13 protein-coding genes are annotated in these 20,758 nt (G+C 37.9%); 12 read left to right on the forward strand and 1 reads right to left on the reverse strand.

Going from position 1 to position 20,758, the window contains the following annotated elements:
- Nucleotides 1–113: 113 nt before the first annotated feature.
- The 5 genes from BUW93_RS07420 to BUW93_RS07440 all read left to right on the forward strand — a co-directional run bounded on the left by BUW93_RS07420 (nucleotide 114) and on the right by BUW93_RS07440 (nucleotide 7,953).
- Nucleotides 114–3,449 carry a SusC/RagA family TonB-linked outer membrane protein gene (locus BUW93_RS07420; protein ID WP_081210664.1) on the forward strand — a complete coding sequence of 1,112 codons (3,336 nt, stop codon included), beginning with the start codon at nucleotides 114–116 and terminating at the stop codon, nucleotides 3,447–3,449.
- A gap of 28 nt (nucleotides 3,450–3,477) precedes the next feature.
- Nucleotides 3,478–5,001 carry a SusD/RagB family nutrient-binding outer membrane lipoprotein gene (locus tag BUW93_RS07425; protein ID WP_081210666.1) on the forward strand — a complete coding sequence of 508 codons (1,524 nt, stop codon included), beginning with the start codon at nucleotides 3,478–3,480 and terminating at the stop codon, nucleotides 4,999–5,001.
- A gap of 2 nt (nucleotides 5,002–5,003) precedes the next feature.
- Nucleotides 5,004–5,831, forward strand: a complete 828-nt coding sequence (locus BUW93_RS07430) for a glycoside hydrolase family 16 protein (RefSeq protein ID WP_081210786.1) — start codon at nucleotides 5,004–5,006, stop codon at nucleotides 5,829–5,831.
- A gap of 10 nt (nucleotides 5,832–5,841) precedes the next feature.
- Nucleotides 5,842–6,927, forward strand: coding sequence for an alkaline phosphatase family protein (locus tag BUW93_RS07435; RefSeq protein ID WP_081210668.1), 1,086 nt, complete (start codon nucleotides 5,842–5,844; stop codon nucleotides 6,925–6,927).
- 96 nt (nucleotides 6,928–7,023) lie between these two features.
- Entirely contained in the window at nucleotides 7,024–7,953 is a 930-nt protein-coding gene (locus BUW93_RS07440) for a glycerophosphodiester phosphodiesterase family protein (RefSeq protein WP_081210670.1), read from the forward strand.
- A gap of 287 nt (nucleotides 7,954–8,240) precedes the next feature.
- Here BUW93_RS07440 and BUW93_RS07445 read toward each other — a convergent pair whose 3' ends face one another.
- Entirely contained in the window at nucleotides 8,241–9,275 is a 1,035-nt protein-coding gene (locus tag BUW93_RS07445) for a LacI family DNA-binding transcriptional regulator (protein WP_081210672.1), read from the reverse strand.
- Between the two features lie 253 nt (nucleotides 9,276–9,528).
- Between BUW93_RS07445 and BUW93_RS07450 the strand changes: the two genes are divergently transcribed.
- The 7 genes from BUW93_RS07450 to BUW93_RS07480 all read left to right on the forward strand — a co-directional run bounded on the left by BUW93_RS07450 (nucleotide 9,529) and on the right by BUW93_RS07480 (nucleotide 20,755).
- Nucleotides 9,529–12,621 carry a SusC/RagA family TonB-linked outer membrane protein gene (locus BUW93_RS07450; RefSeq protein ID WP_081210674.1) on the forward strand — a complete coding sequence of 1,031 codons (3,093 nt, stop codon included), beginning with the start codon at nucleotides 9,529–9,531 and terminating at the stop codon, nucleotides 12,619–12,621.
- Between the two features lie 11 nt (nucleotides 12,622–12,632).
- Nucleotides 12,633–14,000: a RagB/SusD family nutrient uptake outer membrane protein gene (locus tag BUW93_RS07455; protein WP_081210676.1), complete on the forward strand. Its 1,368-nt coding sequence runs from the start codon at nucleotides 12,633–12,635 to the stop codon at nucleotides 13,998–14,000.
- A 29-nt stretch (nucleotides 14,001–14,029) separates the two neighbouring features.
- Nucleotides 14,030–15,472, forward strand: coding sequence for a CBM96 family carbohydrate-binding protein (locus BUW93_RS07460; protein WP_198536993.1), 1,443 nt, complete (start codon nucleotides 14,030–14,032; stop codon nucleotides 15,470–15,472).
- 57 nt (nucleotides 15,473–15,529) lie between these two features.
- Nucleotides 15,530–16,246 carry a LamG domain-containing protein gene (locus BUW93_RS07465; RefSeq protein WP_157893295.1) on the forward strand — a complete coding sequence of 239 codons (717 nt, stop codon included), beginning with the start codon at nucleotides 15,530–15,532 and terminating at the stop codon, nucleotides 16,244–16,246.
- 247 nt (nucleotides 16,247–16,493) lie between these two features.
- Nucleotides 16,494–17,270, forward strand: a complete 777-nt coding sequence (locus BUW93_RS07470) for a glucosamine-6-phosphate deaminase (protein ID WP_081210680.1) — start codon at nucleotides 16,494–16,496, stop codon at nucleotides 17,268–17,270.
- Nucleotides 17,260–19,182 (forward strand): alginate lyase family protein, encoded by a 1,923-nt coding sequence (locus BUW93_RS07475; protein ID WP_081210682.1) that lies wholly within the window; start codon nucleotides 17,260–17,262, stop codon nucleotides 19,180–19,182. Before BUW93_RS07470 ends, BUW93_RS07475 begins: the two co-directional genes overlap by 11 nt.
- A complete protein-coding gene (locus tag BUW93_RS07480) occupies nucleotides 19,172–20,755 on the forward strand; it encodes a family 20 glycosylhydrolase (protein WP_198536994.1) in 1,584 nt (527 codons plus the stop codon). Before BUW93_RS07475 ends, BUW93_RS07480 begins: the two co-directional genes overlap by 11 nt.
- Nucleotides 20,756–20,758 lie beyond the last annotated feature (3 nt).

A 20,758-nucleotide genomic window follows, 5' to 3' on the forward strand; every position in this document is an offset into this window, starting at 1 on the left:
AAAGAGTCCGCCACGATCAAATAGAGGACTCTTTTATAAAAATTCAAAATAAAGCACAAACGACTTTAGCGGGTCGAGAGGCTTTCTATTTCCCAAATTTAACTAAATTCAATATGAAGAAACTAATTTTTACACTGTTTTTTTGTTGGTCTTTAACCGGTTTTTCTCAGGAAATTTCCGTTTCGTTCGAAAATCCCAGTTTAAATCAAATTATCGCTGAGATTGAAGGTAAGACCGATTACAAATTTGCATTCGCAAGCAATATAAACCCAAAAGCCCAGGTAGCTGGAGCCTTTAATTTTACGAACCAGGAACTATCTGTGGTACTGGCTGAGCTTTCTCAGGCTACGAGGTATAATTTTAAAATAGTAGGAAATAATATCACCCTTACTTTAGATGCTGCCGCTTCTCAGGATGATACAGTAGAAGGACAGGTGCAGGATGAAAATGGCATGCCTTTACCCGGGGCTACCGTCATTGAAAAAGGAACTTCAAATGGGGTAAACACCGATTTTGATGGTAATTTCAGCTTGAATGTTTCAGAGCCTAATGTCACTCTGCTTATTTCCTTTATAGGATATGAAACAAAGGAAGTAAATTTTAATACCAGTACTTTCCAGGTTATCACTATGGAAGAGAGTGCTAGTGCTCTTGATGAAGTTATAGTCACAGCCCTTGGTATAAAACGACAGGAAAAGGCCTTAGGGTATGCCACCCAAAAAGTACAGGGGGAAGAGCTAACCACTGTAAAAGGGGTAGATGTAGGAACTTCTTTAACAGGGAAGGTTGCCGGATTATTAGTGAAAAACAGTACCGAGTTCACCGCTGCTCCTGAAATTGAATTACGTGGTGAGAATCCCTTAATTGTTATTGATGGAGTGCCTTATGGGAATATGAGCTTAAGAGATATTCCCTCTGATGATATCGAAACTATTGATGTCTTAAAAGGAGCTACAGCCTCGGCACTGTACGGATTTAGAGGTGATAGTGGTGCAATTATGATTACCACTAAGAAAGGTGCTAAGAACCAGGGCTTAAGTGTTTCCTTAAATAGTAGTACTATGTTTACTGCGGGATACCTTGCCATCCCTGAAACACAATCTACTTACGGAAGGAAGGTGAATACCAATACCAACGAATATGTGAGATCTGGTAATGGTTCCTGGGGACCTCCATTAGAAGGCCAGGAAGTAATTCAGTGGGATCCGGTTTCAAAATCTATGCAACCCATGCCGTTTACTGCAAGAGGGAAGGATAATTTCGCCAACTTCCTTGAGCAGGGCCATATTCTGAATAATAATATTAGCGTTGTTCAACAGGGGGAAAACGGGAGCCTTCGTTCTTCGGCATCCTGGGTTAATAATAAGGGACAATACCCTAATTCAGACTTTGATAAATTAACTTATAGTTTATCAGGAGATATGACAGCCGGAAGGTTTAATTTATCTTCTTCTATCTCCTACAATAAACAAGATTCTCCAAATATTGGATTTAGTGGTTATACCGGTTATGATCCTATGTATAATATTCTGGTTTGGGCCTCTCCAGACTATGATATAAGAGATTATAAGGACTACTGGTTAGTAGAAAATGAGGTACAGAATAGTAGTTATACTTCCATTAATAATAACCCGTATTTCGATAGGAATGAGAGAATTCATGAATTAAATAAAGATATCTTTAATGGATTTTTCTCTGCAGGTTATGAGTTGACTCCCTGGTTGAATGCAACTTTTCGTACAGGATACGACTCCTATACCAACAGGCAGGTAGTACGCATTTCAAAAGGGTCTTTCCAGGGAGGGGGTACCTCCACCGTTATTGAGGGAGGCTCTCAGATATGGGGAGAATCTCAAAAAGGATCTTTTAATATAGGTATTGGCCGTGGGTATAGTATAAACAGTGATTTCCTATTATCAGCCGATCATGAATTTGGAGATTTTAATTTAGAAGGTTTAGCCGGTGGTACTATTTTTTATACGCAAGACGAAGGTATAGAATCAAGAACACAAGCCGGTCTTTCGGTTCCGGGGTTTTATTCCCTTAAAGGATCGGTTAACCCTCCAGCGGTTAATTCCCGCTTATATAAAAGACAGGTTAACAGTTTGTACGGTAGACTTTCGGCATCATGGAACGATATCGCCTTTTTAGAAGGAACTTTAAGAAATGACTGGAGTTCAACATTACCTGAATCTACCAGATCTTATCTATATCCTTCGGTAGCCACAAGTTTTGTGGTTTCAGAAGTACTTCCGGAGATCGATTGGCTTTCCTTTTGGAAGCTTCGGGGTTCCTGGACCTCATCCAAGACTCCGGCGGGTATTTATGCAACCAATAATATTTACAATATCACCAATAACGCCTGGGATAATTTAAGCGCTGCTACATTTCCTAACGTTATTAGAGGAACTGATGTTCGACCCGAATCTTCTTCCACATTTGAAGTTGGTACTGTTTTGAATGTACTCAACAACAGAGCTAAATTCGATGTTACTTATTATGCAAAGAGAATGTACGATTTCCTAAGATCTACCAGCATTAGTCCGGCTTCCGGATATACCTCCAATTACGTGAACACAGATGAGGAAATTACCAGAAGAGGTGTTGAGATCGCTGCAAATATTAATCCGGTAAGAACAGAGGACTGGAGATGGGATATTTCATTTAACTGGTCTAAATATGCCAGATATTACACGCAATTGGATGATGAGTTCTCTCCAGATCAGATCTGGGTGAAGGAAGGAGAGCGTGTAGACCATTTTACACTAAACGAATTTCAGAGAGACGCCCAGGGAAATATTATTCACCTTAACGGGCTTCCACAGTATAATCCATTTCACTCCCTATACGGATATTCGGACCCCGATTGGATTTGGGGATTGGGGACCGCATTAAAATATAAGGACTTTAGCCTAAGCATTTCCATGGATGGACGCGTGGGCGGTTTAGCTCAAACCACAACAGAAATGTATATGTGGCAATCTGGTAACCACCCCGATTCGGTAACCGAAGAGCGTTATCTGGATGCTACTACCGGGACAGCTAATTATATAGCCGAAGGGGTAAAGGTTGTTTCAGGAGAAGTTGCCTATGATACGTATGGTAATATTACCAGTGATACAAGGGAATTTGCTCCAAATGATGTCGCAGTAACCTATGAGAATTGGGTTAAAAGAGCTCATAAAGGCAATGCATGGTGGGGACCACCATCTCCATTGGAAACTTATAGTACAACTTTTCTAAAGTTGAGAGAAATAAGTCTGTCTTATAATCTCCCACAAACTTTCAATGATCTTATTGGAGCTTCTTCAGGCTCTGTGTCGGCTATCGGGCAAAACCTTGCGCTATGGGCAAAGGATTTTAAATATTCTGATCCTGATGGGGGTTCTGATAATTTTAGTGATCCCTCGCAACGCTATTTAGGTTTGAACATTAACCTAACATTTTAATGAAGATTGAAATATAAATTTTAAGAAGATGAAAAAAATAAAAAAAATAATCAGTGGCCTGGCAGTATTTAGCTTACTGTTTGCTATAGGATGTAATGCTGATTTCGATGAAATAAATACAAATCCTGATACCACCACAGAAGCCAGTGCTTCCTTGCTTTCAACTCAGGTAATCTTAAGCATGACCCGCTTTGGAGGGGATGCAAAAGCTTTTATCTCAAATTCGGCATTGCCAAAATATGTGGGGTATGCTAATGAAGGTCAGATGGGCGCTCAATATAATTCTATTGGAAGTTCCAGTTTTGGAGGAATGACGATACTTCCTGACCTGGACAAAATGATCGAGTATGCCGAAGGAGGACAAGCCGAGAACTCTTATAGAGGGCTTGCCAAATTTGCCCGGGCTTATCTTTTCTATAACCTAACTATGGAAATGGGTGATATTCCATATAGTGAAACTGGTTTAGGGGCTAAGGGGGAATATAAGCCTGCTTATGATACTCAAAAAGAAGTTTTTATAGGAATACTTCAGGAATTGAAAGAGGCCGACCAGTATTTTGCGGAAGGCGAAAATTTTACTGGTGATCCCACTCCTTTTAATGGAGATGCCGATCTATGGAGAAGAGCAACAAATGCTTGTAGATTAAAAGTTTTAATGAGTTTAAGTCCTAAGGCTGAAGAATTAAATGTGGCTGCACAGTTTCAGGAAATAGTAAGTCAGGGGAATTTGTTCCAGAATCCCGGCGTTTTCTGGGGTTTACGCTACTCAACTCAAAACCCCCATCCACTCTTCAGTACCAATGACCTTTTTACAAGTAAAACTATTCTTAGTTCACATCTCGTAGAAACTTTGAAGGAGCTCGAAGATCGTCGTCTTTATTATTTCGCTGAACCTGCTGGAATCAAAATAATGGAGGGTCTGGATGAATCCAATAAAGATGCTTATGTAGGAGTAGATGTTTCTATGGAGTATGCGCAAATGAATGCCATGCATAGTAATGATGAATTTTCCCTTATCAATCTGCGATACCTTACCCAGGAGAGCAGTGAACCAAGAAGATTGTTGAGTTATGCCGAGCAGCAACTTATTCTTGCGGAAGCACATGTTCGAGGTTGGATTACCCAGGGGACTGCCAAAGATTATTATGAGGATGGTGTTAAAGCCGCTCTTTCTCAGATGTTGGAGATCTCAACCGATTTTGCTCATGGAAATCCAATAGATGAGGCTTATATCGATAATTATTTTACCGAAGAAGCTGCTTTTGCTGAAAATACAAAAGATCAACTAGAGCAGATCTGGATGCAGCGTTATATTTTAAATTTCCTGATGGATGGAGACACCAGTTTTTTTGAATACCGTAGAAATCAATTTCCTGAATTTCCTGTTGATCCCACTACCAGTCTAAACGAGAATAACAAAGATGGTTTACCGTTAAGATGGCTTTATCCTGGTTCGGAGGCTACATATAACAGGGAGAATCTGGAAGCTGCACTTGAACGTCAATTTGATGGGTTTGATGAAATCAATAAAAAAATATGGTTATTAAAGTAACTATGAAATTGACAAGATATTCAGTGATCTTTACTCTGTTTATGAGCTTTGTAGCTTGTAAACAGAGTAAAGACTTTAAGGAAGGACAAAATTTGGATGCCACCTGGGAACTGGTTTGGAATGATGAATTTGACTATACAGGATTACCTGATTCCTCTAAATGGACCCATGATACTGCAGGGAATGATTGGGGTTGGGGGAATAATGAAGCGCAATTCCATACTGACAGAGACAGCCTGAATAGTTATGTTAGCGATGGGACTCTTAAAATCAATGCGATTATAAAAGATAAAGAAGGAAAAAAATATACCTCGGCGCGTCTTATTACCAAAGGTAAAGGGGACTGGAAATATGGCAAAGTTGAGGTAAAGGCCAAATTGCCGGAAGGTAGAGGAACATGGCCGGCAATATGGATGCTCTCTTCCGATGATTCAGTAAAATGGCCCGATATGGGGGAAATCGATATAATGGAACATGTTGGCCACGATCCTGATACCGTTTTTTCAACCGTACATACCAAAGATTACAATCACTTGATTGGCACGCAAGTAGGGGAAAAGATGTATCTGCCTACTGCTACAGAAGAATTCCATGTTTATAGCCTGGAATGGGATAAGAACGAATTACGTTCTTATGTTGACGGGGAAGAATATTTCATTTACAAAAATGATGGAACCGGAGAAGGTGCCTGGCCATTTGATAAACCCTTTTTCCTTATCCTCAACCTGGCTATTGGAGGCGGACTTGGAGGTCAGCAAGGGATAGATGATGCCGCCTTCCCTCATACCTTTGAAATAGACTATGTAAGGGTGTATCAGCAAGCTGAGTAAGACGAAGGAGATGAAGAAATATGTTTTTATATTAATTCTGCTTGTATCAGTTTCCCTAACTGCTCAACGGGAAAATAAGGTGATTTGGATTACCATTGATGGTCTTAGATGGCAGGAATTATATAAGGGAGCAGACAGCTTGTTGATTAACGAAGCTAAATTTGTATATAGCAAGGAAGAACTAAAACAAAAGTTCTGGAAACCTGAGGAGAAAAAAAGAAGGGAAGCCTTGTTTCCCTTCTTCTGGAATGAGGCGGTAGACAAAGGAGTATTTCTGGGAAATCGCCAATTAGGCAATAAATTCAGCCTAAAGAATAAAGTTTTGCTTTCTTATGCGGGATACAACGAGATCCTTACTGGAAACCCCGACGACGAGAATATAAAAGACAACAGCAAGCTCAATAACCCGAATAAAACTCTGCTGGAAATCCTGAATGAAAGTCAGGAGTATCAGGGTAGAATCAGGGCTTTTGGTAGCTGGGATGTCTTTCCCTATATTTTGAATGAGGAGCGAAGCAAGCTGTCTGTAAATGCCGGGTATCGTCATAGTTTAAGGGAAAACCCAAGTCCAAATGAGCTCCTGCTTAACAAAATTCAGGATGAGTTTCCCAAAAGGTGGGGCACGGTAAGGTTCGATACTTTCACTCATAATTATGCTCTTGAAAGTTTGAAGTATGACAAACCTCTGGTTACCTATATAGCCTATGGTGAAACCGATGACTTTGCCCATGAAGGCAACTACCAAAAGTATCTTGAATCTGCTCACAAAACCGATAAGATGATAAGAGAGCTTTGGGAATTTGTCCAGTCTGATCCCTTTTATAAAGATCAAACCACCTTTGTAATCACCACAGACCATGGGAGAGGAGAAGAAGCAACGGAGGAAAATACCTGGAAACATCATGGCAGGTCAATAAGGAACTCCGAGCAAAGCTGGTTTATAGCATTCGGAAATAATGTGAAAGAGTTGGGCGAAGCAAAATCCCGGGATCAGTACTTCGCCACTCAGGTAGCAGCTACCGTTGCCAAACTCCTGAATTTCAATTATAAAGAGATGGCTGAGGTAGGTCCTTCACTCCCTGTTTTAATAGATTAATATTTTGAGATGAGAAGATTAAAATATTTGATGCTCCTATTGGTACTAGTCCTATTTATGGTTTTCTTAAACACTTATTTTTAAACATATTGTACAATGAAATTATTATCTTTTTTAAATCTTCTTGTTGCAGTTTTGATTATCTCTTCCTGTAAAAGCACTCAGGAAAGGGAAAGTGAATCCACCGGCGATAATATTCAACAAAATAACATTCAGGTGCAGGGACACCGGGGAGATAGGGGTAGTTATCCTGAAAATACAATTCGATCTTTTTATAGTGCCATTGAAAAGGGAGCCAATGTTATTGAATTGGATGTAGTGATCTCTGGAGACAACAAAGTAGTGGTATCTCATGAACCATATATGCATTCGCTATACATGTTGGATCCGTCGGGAGACTCTATACCTGAAGCCGATCAAAAGAAATATAATTTTTATACCATGGCCTATGATAGTATTCGGAAATTTGATGCCGGTTCAAAAGGGAATAAATTGTTTCCAGATCAAAAAGCAATGGCTTCATATAAACCCTTATTAAGCGAGCTAATTGACAGTGTGGAGACTTTCATTCAAAAACACAACTATCAACCTATAAAATATAATATTGAACTAAAATCAGGAGAGAAACATTATGGAAAGTTTCAACCTTTTCCCGAAGAGTTTGTGAACTTAGTTATGGCTGTGGTTTCAGAAAAGAAGATCAATGATTTCAGTAATATTCAGTCTTTTGATACAAGGATATTAAATTACCTTAATAAAGCTTATCCAGAAATGGAAGTAGGATATTTAATAAGTGGTGTCGGTATCCCAAGGCAACTTGCTAAGTTGGATTTTAAACCCGACAATTATAATCCATATTTTGGATTGGTGGAATCCCGGGAATTTGTGGATTCGGTAAAAGCATTAGATATGAAGTTGATTCCATGGACAGTGAACACTCAGGAGGATATTTCCCGAATGATAGAATTGGAAGTAGATGGAATCATTACCGATTATCCGGAGCGGGTGATTGAGAAATTACATTAAAAAGGAGGTATTATAAAAATTTGGAAGAACATATACCTAGGGGATTCATTTTATTTTTCTCAGGTTTCCAGAGAAATAACTAAACTCTCTAACTATTAGATAGTTTTAAAGTGAAATACAGTGAATTCCCTGGCCATTCGAAATTAAGGAAGCCATCTTGTTTTGGGATTAGCCATTAAAATTCGGTTTGCTAAAGCTTTTTCCCGCTTTGTGGGAAGAGGCTTTTTTGTTTTGGAAGGTTTAATTAACTGATGAAATTTAGAATTGTTTTCAAACCTAGGATGGTCTTAAACAGCTCTCTTTTTCATAGAAGATTCCCTTATTATTAATTCTGTTTTGATGCTTTGTGTTTCTGAATCAATAAGGACTTCTTCATCTTCGATTTGACGAATTATCAATTTGGCGGCAGCCTGTCCCATCTCGAAAGCCCTATCATTAATAGTAGTTAAATTAGGTTCGATAATCCTTGAGATGGGATAATTACTAAAACCGATAATAGATAAGTCATCGGGAATTTTATAGTCAGCTTTTTGAAATACCTGAATCACACTTATAGCCGTGTAATCATTGGCACAGAAAATACCGTCTAAAGGTTCTTTATATTTAAGAAAATCTTTAGCGCAAGAGACTCCTTCTTCATAACTTAAATTATTTGCATACTTGATCAGACCGGAATGGAAAGGCAAACCATTTTTCTTTAGTGCGGCCTTATAGCCTTCCAACCGAGCCTTAAAAATCCCCGTGGTTTGAGGCCCTGCGATATGCCCAATATTTTTGCATCCAATATTTATTAGATGTTCGGTTGCCTGGAAAGCAGCTCCAAAATCATTGATAACAATCTTGTTGGATTCGAAATCTGATGGAACTCTATCATAGAATACCAGGGGTATCCCTATTTTTTTTAAATTTTTAAAGTGATCACTTCTTTTGGTTTCGATGGCAAGACACGCAATTACTCCTTCCACCATATTGTTTTGAAGGATTTTTGTAATTTCTTTTTCTCTGGTTAAAGAATCCTTTGATTGAAAGATGGTTACATTATATCCTTTCTTATATGCATATTCTTCAATTCCACTAATGACCAATGAGTGAAAGTGTACATCTATTCGAGGTACAACCACACCAATTGATCGCGTTTTTTTCCTTCTAAAGCTGGAAGCTATTGAATTTGGTATAAAGGCTAATTCCTCTGCCTTTTCCTTCACTCTTGTTTTGGTGGCTTCACTTATTGCGGGGTGATCTCCCAGGGCTCTTGAAATTGTGGATGGTGCTAAATTTAATTCTTTTGCTAAATCCTTGAGTGTAATCCGAGACTTTTTCATTTTGCAATTATAACAAACGTTTGCTTTATAAGCGTTAAAATAAATTTAATACGTAATTTTCAAATTATTTTCTTCGTATAATTTTTAACTAAACATTAATAAAATTAGGTAATGAGAGAGCAATAAGCAAATTATTGTTAAAAATTTTAATGGAAAATTTAACGCAAACGTTTGCATTATGAATTAAAAATAATATATTTGGCTTATTAGGTGATCAGAAAACCGTTTTTAAAAACTATTTAACAATTAAATTATGAAGAGAAAAGATGACCATAACTTTTCCAGAACTACAAGGAAAGTGAGTGTTTTTGTCTTGTTACCGATCCTTTTACTTTTTATAAGTAACTCAGTGTATTCTCAAGAAAGAACAATCACAGGGGTGGTGATGGATGCCAGTAATAACGAACCTATGTTGGGTGTCAATGTATTACTAAAAGGATCTTCTAGAGGAGTCTCTACGGATATTAATGGGAGTTATTCCATTAATATAGAATCGCCTTCAGATGTTCTTCAGTTTTCGTTCATGGGCTACGAACCTCAGGAAATAGTGGTAGGGAATCAAGATCAAATTAATGTTGACCTTGTTCCTTCCGCAGACGAATTGGAAGAATTGGTAATTGTAGGATATGGTGTTCAGAAAAAGAGAAATCTGACCGGATCAGTGGTCTCTGTGGGTTCCGAGGAGATAGAGCAAACGAACTTGCAGGATCCAATTTCGATAATGCAGGGCCGGGCTCCTGGAGTTCAGGTAACTTCTAATTCCGGAGCGCCGGGAGGAGGAATGTCTATTCGGGTGAGAGGGGCCTCTTCCCTGAATGCGGGGAATTCACCTTTGTATGTTATCGATGGAGTGCCTATCGAATCAAACAGTCTTTCTTCCTTAAATGGAACGGAAAATTTTGGTCTTAACCCATTGGCTGATATTAATCCCAGGGATATAGAATCTATAGAGGTTTTAAAAGATGCTGCCTCCACTGCCATATACGGTTCTAGGGCTGCAAATGGAGTGGTGATGATTACTACAAAGAGAGGGAGTGAAGGAAAAGCTGAAATTTCACTAGAAGTTAGTGCAGGAGTAAGTGAAATAACCAGGAAGTTAAGTGTGCTGAATGCTAGTCAGTATAGAGAAGTGATAATTGATTCATATCAGAATATGGATAATCCAGTGGAGCCCACCACGGCTGTACTCGATTCGCTGAATCCAAAGAATAATGGGGATGTGGACTGGCAAGAAGAAGTCCTTAGAGTCGCTCCTCAGTATAAGGTGGATCTTGCCGTTAGAGGAGGATCTGAAAAAGTGAAATATTCCTGGGCCTCATCATTTTTGGATCAGGATGGAATTATTCTAAACTCCAATTTTCGGAGGGTTACCTCTAGATTGAATGTGGATTTTGAAGTTTCAGATAGAATAAGGGTCGGTCAAAGTATTTCTTATTCCAATTCACACAATAACAGGATCAATGCTGCTGGTCGGGGGAATTTAAGTGTTGTTAGAGAATTGTTGATTCGTCCACCTTCTTATTCTATGTATTTGCCAGATGGTTCGCTCAATGGATATCAATGGGGTAAAAGAAATCCTGTAGGATTAGCTGAATTAGCAACTCACACCAATAAAAGCAACAGGATAATCGGAAATGAATATGTTGAAATTGATATAATCGAAGGACTTACTTTTAGGAGTAATTTGAATCTTGACCTTGTAACAATGAAAGAGGATGAATTCATGCCGTCTTCGCTGGACTATCGTCCAGGCTATAACTCTGGAGCAGTTAGGGCAATTCATAATCTTACCTGGGGAACAGAAAATTATTTTAGCTTTCAAAGACAGTTCGGTAATGACCATAATCTTGGCGCAGTTGCAGGGATAAGTTATCAGGATTGGATATATGAACGAACTGGACTTGACGGGATGTTTTTTCCAAGTGATGATATAAGAACCTTAAATGCTGCAGGAACTATTTCCAACCAAGAGGTTAACATAGCTGGAGAACATTCAATGTTATCTTATTTTGGTCGTGTTTCTTATGATTATATGGGTAAATATCTCGCTGAAGTTAATGTTCGCGCAGATGGTTCTTCCAGATTTGGTAAAGATCAAAGGTTCGGGTACTTCCCATCTGCCTCTGTAGGATGGCGGTTTTCTGAAGAAGCTTTTTTAAGTGAATTTAGAGGCTTAAGCGATGGAAAACTTCGTTTTAGTGCAGGTCAGACAGGAAATGAAGCCATAGGTAATTATACTTCGCAGGGGGAATTTGCCGTAGGTACAAATTACCTTGATTATTCAGGGGCTGCCCCAACAGTAATGCCTAATTCCGGATTGACCTGGGAGACCACAACTCAATATAATGCGGGTATGGATCTCTCTTTCTTCAACAACAGGATACTATTTACTGCTGATGCCTATTTAAAAAGAACCGAAGATCTTTTGTATAATGTTCCAATTCCTAGAACCACTGGGTTTGGCTATATAACTCAGAATATCGGGACCATCGAAAATAAAGGTGTGGAATTTCTTTTGTCTACAAGGAACCTTACCGGTGACTTTAAGTGGAGCACCGATTTCAACATAAGTTCTAATCGAAATGTCGTTAAAAGCCTGCCTGAAGAATTGTTAACTAATGGTTACATCCAAAATGGGCGCTACCATATTCTTAAAGAAGGATTACCAATTGGTACTTTTTATGGATGGAAATTTGAAGGAGTGTATGCCAGTGATGAAGATAATGTTAATGGTATAACCAATGGAGCCTTAGGTAAAGAATTCAAAGGTGGGGATCCCATTTGGGATGATCTAAATGGAGATAATATCATTGATGAGGATGACCGACAAATAATTGGAGATGCACAACCCGACTTTTTTGGAGGGATAGCTAACAATTTCTCTTATAAGAATTTCTCGTTGAATGTTTTCTTTCAGTTTTCTTATGGAAATGATATTTATAGTGAGATTAATCATCAAAGAAACTCTGTAGTTCGCTATAATAACCTTTCTACTAATGCATTAGACAGGTGGAGAGAACAAGGAGATATTACTGATTTTCCTAAACCTGTCAGGGATGATCCTATGCAATCTGATAGTAGGATTCAAAGCAGATGGGTGGAAGATGGCTCTTACCTAAAACTTAAAAATGTAAATCTAAGGTATAGTGTCCCTCGTACTGTGATCGAAAAGATTGGTATGAACTCTTTAGACGCGTACTTAACGGCATCAAATTTAATAACCTGGACAAAATATACTGGTTTTGACCCTGATGTAAACTCATACAGTGGATTACGAGCAGGTATTGATGAAGGATCGTACCCTCAAAGCCGGACTATTATATTAGGATTGAAATTTGGATTTTAAACAAAATAACTATGAAAACGATATATAAACTATTCGCACTATTTTTCTTGATAGGAAGCACTTCCTGCTCTGAAGATGTCCTTGAGAAGGACCCTATTAGCAGCTTTCCTGCTCAAGGCTTTTATAAAACTGCCAGTGATGCTCAGGCAGGTGTGTACGGTATTTATGATGCCATGCAATCAACTTTTTCCAGAAACTTCGCTTTTTGGGGTGAAGGCAGGGCAGATGCAGTACAAACCAACCACTCTGGAGAACCTTTGTTGTTAAAACAAAACAATCTAAATCCAACTCTTAATTCTGCAAGTTGGAATTCGCTTTATCAAACCATTAGCAGAGCTAATTATGCTATAAAATATATTCCTGATGTTTTTGAAGGTGAGAGTGAACTTGGAACCCAATTAGTTGGACAGGCAAGAGCATTACGCGCTCTATCTTATTTCTATGCCGTAAGGATATGGGGGGATGTTCCCTTAATAACCGAACCTTATGAAAGTATAAACCAGGAGATTTTCATTGGAAGGACGGACCAGGAACTTGTTTTGGATCAAATTGAAGCTGATTTATTGTTTGCCAGCCAGAATTGCAGGGAGCAGTTTGGAGGGGAGAGAGACCGTCTTTTAATTACAAAAGGAGGAGCAGATGCTATGTTGACACATTTTTATATGTGGAAAAAAGAGTACTCCAAAGCCATAGAATCGGCCCAACGGGTAATGGACAACGGGATGTATTCCCTGGTAAATATTAGTGATTGGTCTAAGATCTTTACCACTGGATTTTCAAATGAGAGTATTTTTGAGATAGGGTTTAATGAAACTCAAACTAATATGATGCGGGTGTTATATGCCCTGGGTTCTGATAGTGATTATTTCCCTAGTGAGAAATTCAGAAATTCCTTTGAGGAAGGTGATCTTAGGCAGGAATTAATATATGATGTCACCCAGGAAGAGCCCACTAAAGTTTGGAAATTTTTTGGAGAAGGCTTTAACGATGAAAGCCCTGACCCTTCTGCTAATAATATCGTTTTATTCCGATTGGCGGATATCATCCTTCTCAAAGCCGAAGCTCATAATCAGTTAGGAGAAGTAGAAGAAGCTTTAGACTTATTAAATAAAATAAGAGTAAGGGCCGGCTTGTCCGAATTGGATCAGGCTGAAGCATCGGCTTTATACGGTGATGTTCAGTCAGCTATTTTACAGGAACGTCTTATTGAACTTTCCTTCGAAGGCCATCGTTGGTTTGACCTGGTGAGGACCGGCAAGGCAATTGAAGTTATGAATCCCATAAATGGACTTAGTGCTGAAGGAAATTTGGTTTGGCCTATCCATGAAAATGCGATTAACCGTAATCCAAACCTTCAACAAAATTCGTTTTACGATTAAAAACTTATTGACTCTTAATAATTAGAACGATGAATAAAAATATAATAAAAACAATCGGAATCGGTATTTTGACAACGATGGCAATCTTTGCTTTTAATAGTTGTGAAATACAGGAAGATTTCAACTACAAGAAAAGCAATACTTCTGGACCACTTGGTATTTCTGCCTGGGAATACATTCAATCTCACGATTCTTTGACTTTATTGAGTGAAGCCATCATAATTGCTGATTTGAAAACCTATTATGAGCAGCAAGATGAGCGTACTTTTATTGCGCCTACCAATGCTGCTTTTAAAACCTATTTAGAGGAAAATGCTTATGCATCTTTAGATCAAATTCCTGTACCAATTTTGAGGAATATGCTACGCTACCATATTGTTAATACTCCTGTTAACTTTAATAATCCTGACCTAATGGAGAGCAATAAGCCTATTGCTTATGAAACAGTTAATGGTCAGGTGATATATTTGTCTCATAATACGAACTATACGGGACTGGTTAATCAAGGTACCAACAGGCAGTGGGAAATCACTACTTCGAATTTAGAGGCTACCAATGGCGTTATTCATGTAGTGCCTTCTATTGTTTATTTTTCTGCATTAACTGGAGATATTAATGCTCCAGACCCTTCAATTGTAAGAGATACTATTTTTCCGTTACATGATGCTTATGTAAATGGAGGGTCGCAAAAGGATGCTAATTTCGGGAATGATCCTTTATTAAAAGTGAAAAATGTTACGGGAGACGGACTTTATGATCGTAAAGCTTTTTTAATGTTTGACCTTAATGATTTTGACAAAGAAGGGGTTATAACAGATCTACAATTCGAAATAGCCGTAAGGTTTACTCATGCGAAAGGAGTGAATTTAGACCTCTATTCGGTTCAGGATACTTTATGGACTGAAAATGAATTAACCTGGAACAATGCCACCTTCCCGGAGGCAGATCCCATTGCGAGTATAATTACGACAAAAGTAGCAGCCTTTAACTATAATATTACCGACTACTTTCTCGAACAGGAAGATTTAGGAAAAATATCCTTTATGTTGGATGGTGCTGCTGGAAGTGACGAAACCGATGATTTGGCTTCAAAAGAGAATACCGATTATAATATGCCAATGCTCATTGCTACACTTGCTTCAGGGGATTCAGTGCTTACCATAGAAAATAATAACGGCTTTACTGTAGAAAGAGAAGGAACGGTAGTTCTCAAAACTGATAATCTATTAATAGAAGGAGCTGGACCGCAGGATGTGATATACACCATAGAAGAAGCACCTCAACATGGTTGGTTAATTAAAGGAGCCAATGTATTAAAAGAAGGAGATCAGTTTACCCAGTTGGATATCGACGTTATGAACCTCCTATATATTAATGATGGAAGTGGTGATCAAGATATGATCAAGGTGTCGGCTAAAGACAGAGCAGGAGCCCGCTTAGATGCATTTGACGTGGAAATCTTAATTCAGTAAAAAATGTTAAAACAAGAAATTAAATACTTTAATAAATCCCGTTTAATTGGGTTATTAATGATCTTAATAACTTTTTCATCTTGCAGCCAGACCAATGATGATGAGGTAGTTGATCCAATTAAGACCAATCGTATAATTGAATTTTCGGGATATGAATGGATAGTAAGAGATACCGAAGCCACCAAAAAAGGTCCTGGGCCTAACTACTTTTCTTCTTCAGAAGAAAATGTATGGGTGGATGAGCAAGGTAGATTACACCTGAAAGTTGTTCAACGTCAGGGGATTTGGTACTGTTCAGGCGTAGACCTAAGAAGATCTTATGGTCATAATAAGTATGTTTTTTATGTAAGCAGTGATGTCAATAATTTGGATGAGAATGTTGTTGCCGGTCTCTTTACCTATATGAATGATGAAGAGGAAATAGATATTGAGTTCACCAGATGGGCTGATCCAGATAATGAAAATGCGCAATTTGCAGTACAACCCTCCTATTTAGCCGGGAATAAAGTACGATTTGATATTACTCCAAGAGAAAACCATTTAACCACCCATTTTTTTGACTGGAAACCTACTAGTATCGACTTTAGAAGTAGTTATGGCCATAGTCTGGAACCAAAAGCTGAGGATATAATTCATTCGTGGACCTATACTGGAGAGAATATTCCTCCGGATAGCAATGAACGTTTGAAGATCAATTTATGGCTTTTTCGAGGTAACCCACCAGTCAATATGGAAGAAGCAGAGATCATAATAGACAAGGTTGAAATTCTATAATAAATACAGGTTTAAACCTTGCATGAATTAAGTGACAAATTATATCAATTTAACTAATTAACCAGTCTCAGAAGGTATTTTTTAATAGTTCAAGAGGGCAGGTCTGGAGGAACTGCTAGGGTTAGCTAATGTCCTTTAATTTAATATTATAGTAGTTCCTTATGGGAATCCCGGAAGATTATGCTTCCGGTTCCCTTTTTCACAAAGTAAGTGTTATTCTGGCACTTATAACTTTTAAAATTTAAAGATGGATACCGATACTTTTTCAAAGTTAAATATTAATGTATACCCCACTAAAGAGTTAGTAGGAAAGGCAGCTGGTAAGGCTATTGAAGATGAAATAAACAGAATCCAGAAGGAGAAAAAGTTCATTAGAATAGTATTTGCCGCAGCACCCTCTCAGGATGAAACCTTAAAATATCTTGTTAATTCTAATAAAATCGATTGGCAGAGGGTAATAGCATTCAACATGGATGAATACCTTGGATTACCTTCAGAGGCTCCACAACATTTTTCTGAATATTTGAAAGTACATCTATTCTCAAAAATTAATGTTGGAGAAGTACACCTTATCGATAGTCAGTCTAATGCAAAAGAACTCTCGAAATTTGAAGAAAAAATTACAGAAGAACCTATTGATGTCGTGTGTTTAGGGATTGGTGAAAATGGCCATATTGCTTTTAATGATCCCCCTGTCGCCGATTTTAATGATTCTAAGATAATAAAGATAGTAGAACTTGATGAGGTTTGCCGGCAACAACAGGTTAATGATGAGTGTTTTGACGAATTAGAAGATGTTCCCAAAAATGCAATCACCTTAACAATTCCGTTCTTAATGAAAGGGAAAAAGTTATTCTGTATTGTAACCGGTGAGAATAAGGCTGATGCCGTTTACCACACCCTAACAGGAGAAATCGATGAAAGTTGTCCGGCATCTATTCTTCGGTTACATCATGGATGTTCCTTTTATTTTGATAGTTCAGCCATTGAGAAAATCGAAAACAAGTTGAACTATGAGAACTAATAGAGGAGAGTTCTTAAAATTAGCTGTTACTGGTGGGCTTGGGATTTGCTGTATTAATCCATTCCTGGCAAGTAATTCTTATATAAATATAGGGCTGCTTGCAGAAGATCTTAAGAAAAGCAACTTCCCTTTTTTTAAATATATAGAGAAATATCAGATCGGAGAAATAATTCCAAAAGATCAAGGGGGGAAATTAGTTCATATGGAATTATTGGGAACTGAAAATGATAAGGAGATTACTGATCTGGTTAAGAATGGAATAATTGAAAAAGAATTTGGGGTTAACATTGGGTGGGATATTTATGAGGATACTCAAGTTGAAAAAAGTGTTTGGTTAAACCGTTTTTATTTTCTTCCATCCTTTGCCAGAATGTATTTCCTCACTAAGGAGGTATCCTATACGGAAACGATGATGCATTATATTTCAATGTGGATCCGGGAAAACCCACTTTCAGAAGATGGCCTCAAAAAAAATTATAATTGGAGAGATATGCAGGCCGCCTGGAGAGCTATCCATTGGACCTGGTGTCTTTTTCTAACAGAGGAACAATTAAAGAAAGAAGATAAGGAAGTTATAGAAAAATCTTTGCAAGAACATGGAGAAGTATTAGTTAACTGGTTTGGAAGACAGGAATTAAATGAATTCAATCATCAGGTTCATGGAGGCTTGGCCATGCTATATTTGGGAGTGTTTTTCCCCCATTTTAAAAACGCAGGGGAATTAAAAAATACGGGAATTACCATTCTTAAGCACCATCTTAACAATGCTTTTTATACCGATGGAGGTAATGTAGAACAGATGTTTGGCTATTATCCTTTTGAGACACATATTTTTAGGGATTTTTTATTAATAGGTGAAAGTAATAATATCCCGGTACCTAGAAATCTAAAATCTTTTTTAATAAAAATGGGGGATTTTATGAAAACAGTTGCTCAGCCTAATCAAACCATGCCCCCAATAAATGATTCCTATGAAATGCCTATAGGGCCGAGCATAGATATTCTTGAGGATATTTTAGAGACTTCTATTAAGGGAAGAAATTCAGCTTTGTTTGAGGAAACCCAATTTGCCGTTTTCCGGACATTAGGTAAGGAGAATGCCTGGTATGCTACCTGTAATCCTGCAAAAACCATTGGCGCTCATTCTCATGCCGGCAGATTAGGCTTTACCTTGTGGTATAGTAACAGTCCCATTATCGTTGAAAGTGGAGTTAGTAATTATGATGACCCTAAACTAGTATCGTGGTATAGAACCTCCAGAGCTCATAATACGGTATTAATTGATGGGCAAAGTGATTTTGAAACATCTACCGACGTTTTATGGGCATCAAAAAGAGAAACTGAAAATAAAGTATTGGAACTGGAAGAAAATGAGATTTTTTCTTCGTGTAGCATGCTTTCTCCCAAATCAAAGAAAGTGAATTCAGGGGTAAGCTGGACTCGCACTTTAGCAATTGTTAAATCGAAGTTTGTCATTCTTCACGATTGTTTTAATACCGATCTTGAACATGATTATGAATTACTTTTACATTTCCCTGATGGGGAGTTCTCTAACCAGGGAAAAAACCTTTTGTGGAAGTCAGGGAGCAATGCCTTTAAGATACTAACTCCTAACCCAGATTTATATCAAAGTGTAGCTATAGAAAATGGTCTGATTAATAAAAATGCAACGCATATTGCGGCTCCTATAGTTTCTTATAAATTCAAAGAAAAGGGAGTAACACACTCAATACTTGTCATTGCTCCGAATCAAATTGAGCTGGATATGGAGTTGGAATCAAATAAGGATGGGATAGGAGTGAAATTTTCTGAAAATATGGAGGAGGAAGTATTTCTCCTGGTAAAAAATCCGGATGCAAAACAGTTGAGTGCCTTTGGACAAATTTCAAAAAAAGAATTTAATGTATTATAAATTATCGACAATGCGGAGTTTTAAAGACCTATCAAAGTTAATAGTGATTGTTTCACTCTTATTCGTTCCATTTTTAGGAAGTACCCAGGAAAAGTCTAAGCCTAATGATGAAGATTTTGAAGTTAAGGGTTTTCATTTGGATTTACGTATTCAAATTATGACTCCAGAAGCTTTAAAGGAATTTGCTGATGAAATTGCTGAGCTTGGTTTAAATACCCTGGTCATGGAATGGGAGGGCACTTATCCGTATAAAAAACATGCCACAATATCCAATGAATATTCTTATACAAGAAAGGAAATTGAGGATTTTATTGCCTATTGTGAAGAGATAGGAATCCAGGTAATTCCACTTCAACAAAGTTTAGGACATGTGGAATATATTCTAAGAAACCCTCGCTATAGTTATCTTAAAGAGGACAGAAAAGATATATCGCAACTTTGCCCGATAAAAATTGAAGAAAGTGCAGGATTGTTCAGAGACCTCTTCACTGATTTAGCGCAAATGCATAATTCAGATTATATACATATTGGAGGGGATGAAACCTATCTTTTGGGGCATTGTGAAGATTGCCAGAAAAAGGTCCAGGAACAGGGGAAGTCTAAGCTTTTTGTAGATCATATGAAAGCCATAGCCGAAATAGTAATAGATCTGGGAAAAAAACCGGTTATGTGGGCTGATATTATTTTGAAATATCCGGAAGCTGCCGAGGAACTTCCCAAAGAAACCATTTTTGTGGATTGGAATTACGGATGGAAGATTAACCACTTTGGAGATATCCCCAAGCTACAGGAAAAAGGATTTACATTCTGGGGAGCACCTTCGATCCGAAGCCATCCGGATAACTGGTATATTACAGACTGGAAAACACACTTTGCTAACCAAAAGGATTTCATTCCATATGCACGGCAAGCAGGATATGAGGGGCTAATAATGACCTCATGGTCAACCACTGGCCTATATGGTTTTACCTGGGATGTGGGATATGAAGTGGTCGATATGGTTCAGATTAGAAATACTTATCCCATGTCTGGATTTAGGATTCTTATAGCAAGCTATGCCCAGGCCCTTAAGTCTGAAGATGCAATTGATCCAAAGGAATTTGTACTTAATTATTCTGAAGAACGTTTTGGAATTAGTAGACAGGAGGGAGAGACACTTTGGGATTATTTTTCCAGACCTGCTGAATTGATCCAAAATGCCAAGCCTGCAAAAAGTGAAAGTATAGCGCAGATGTATAATGATTTCAGTCAATTAAATTCACGTCTGCATGGGATTAACCCTAAAAGGAATAAAGAGGAATTCGAGCATTTTAAATTAATGGCTGATTTAAGAATGCATTATTTAGATTTCAAAATGGTTGAGGCCAAATATAATTCACCTGATTTCTCAACAAACCAGGTTCCCCAACTTGTCGATGAACTGGACCAGATCTTTGCAGAGGCAAAAGAATTGAATAAGCGTTTTTCCTCCTTGCAGAAAGGGTTTTTGTATGATGCTGAAATCAAGGAACAAAATGAGATTAGGCTTGAACCTGTAAAGGTTTTATATAATCGTCTTGTCAAATTGAAATAATTA

Origin of the sequence: Salegentibacter sediminis, assembly GCF_002078605.1 — a bacterium.
Classification (GTDB): Bacteria; Bacteroidota; Bacteroidia; order Flavobacteriales; family Flavobacteriaceae; genus Salegentibacter; species Salegentibacter sediminis.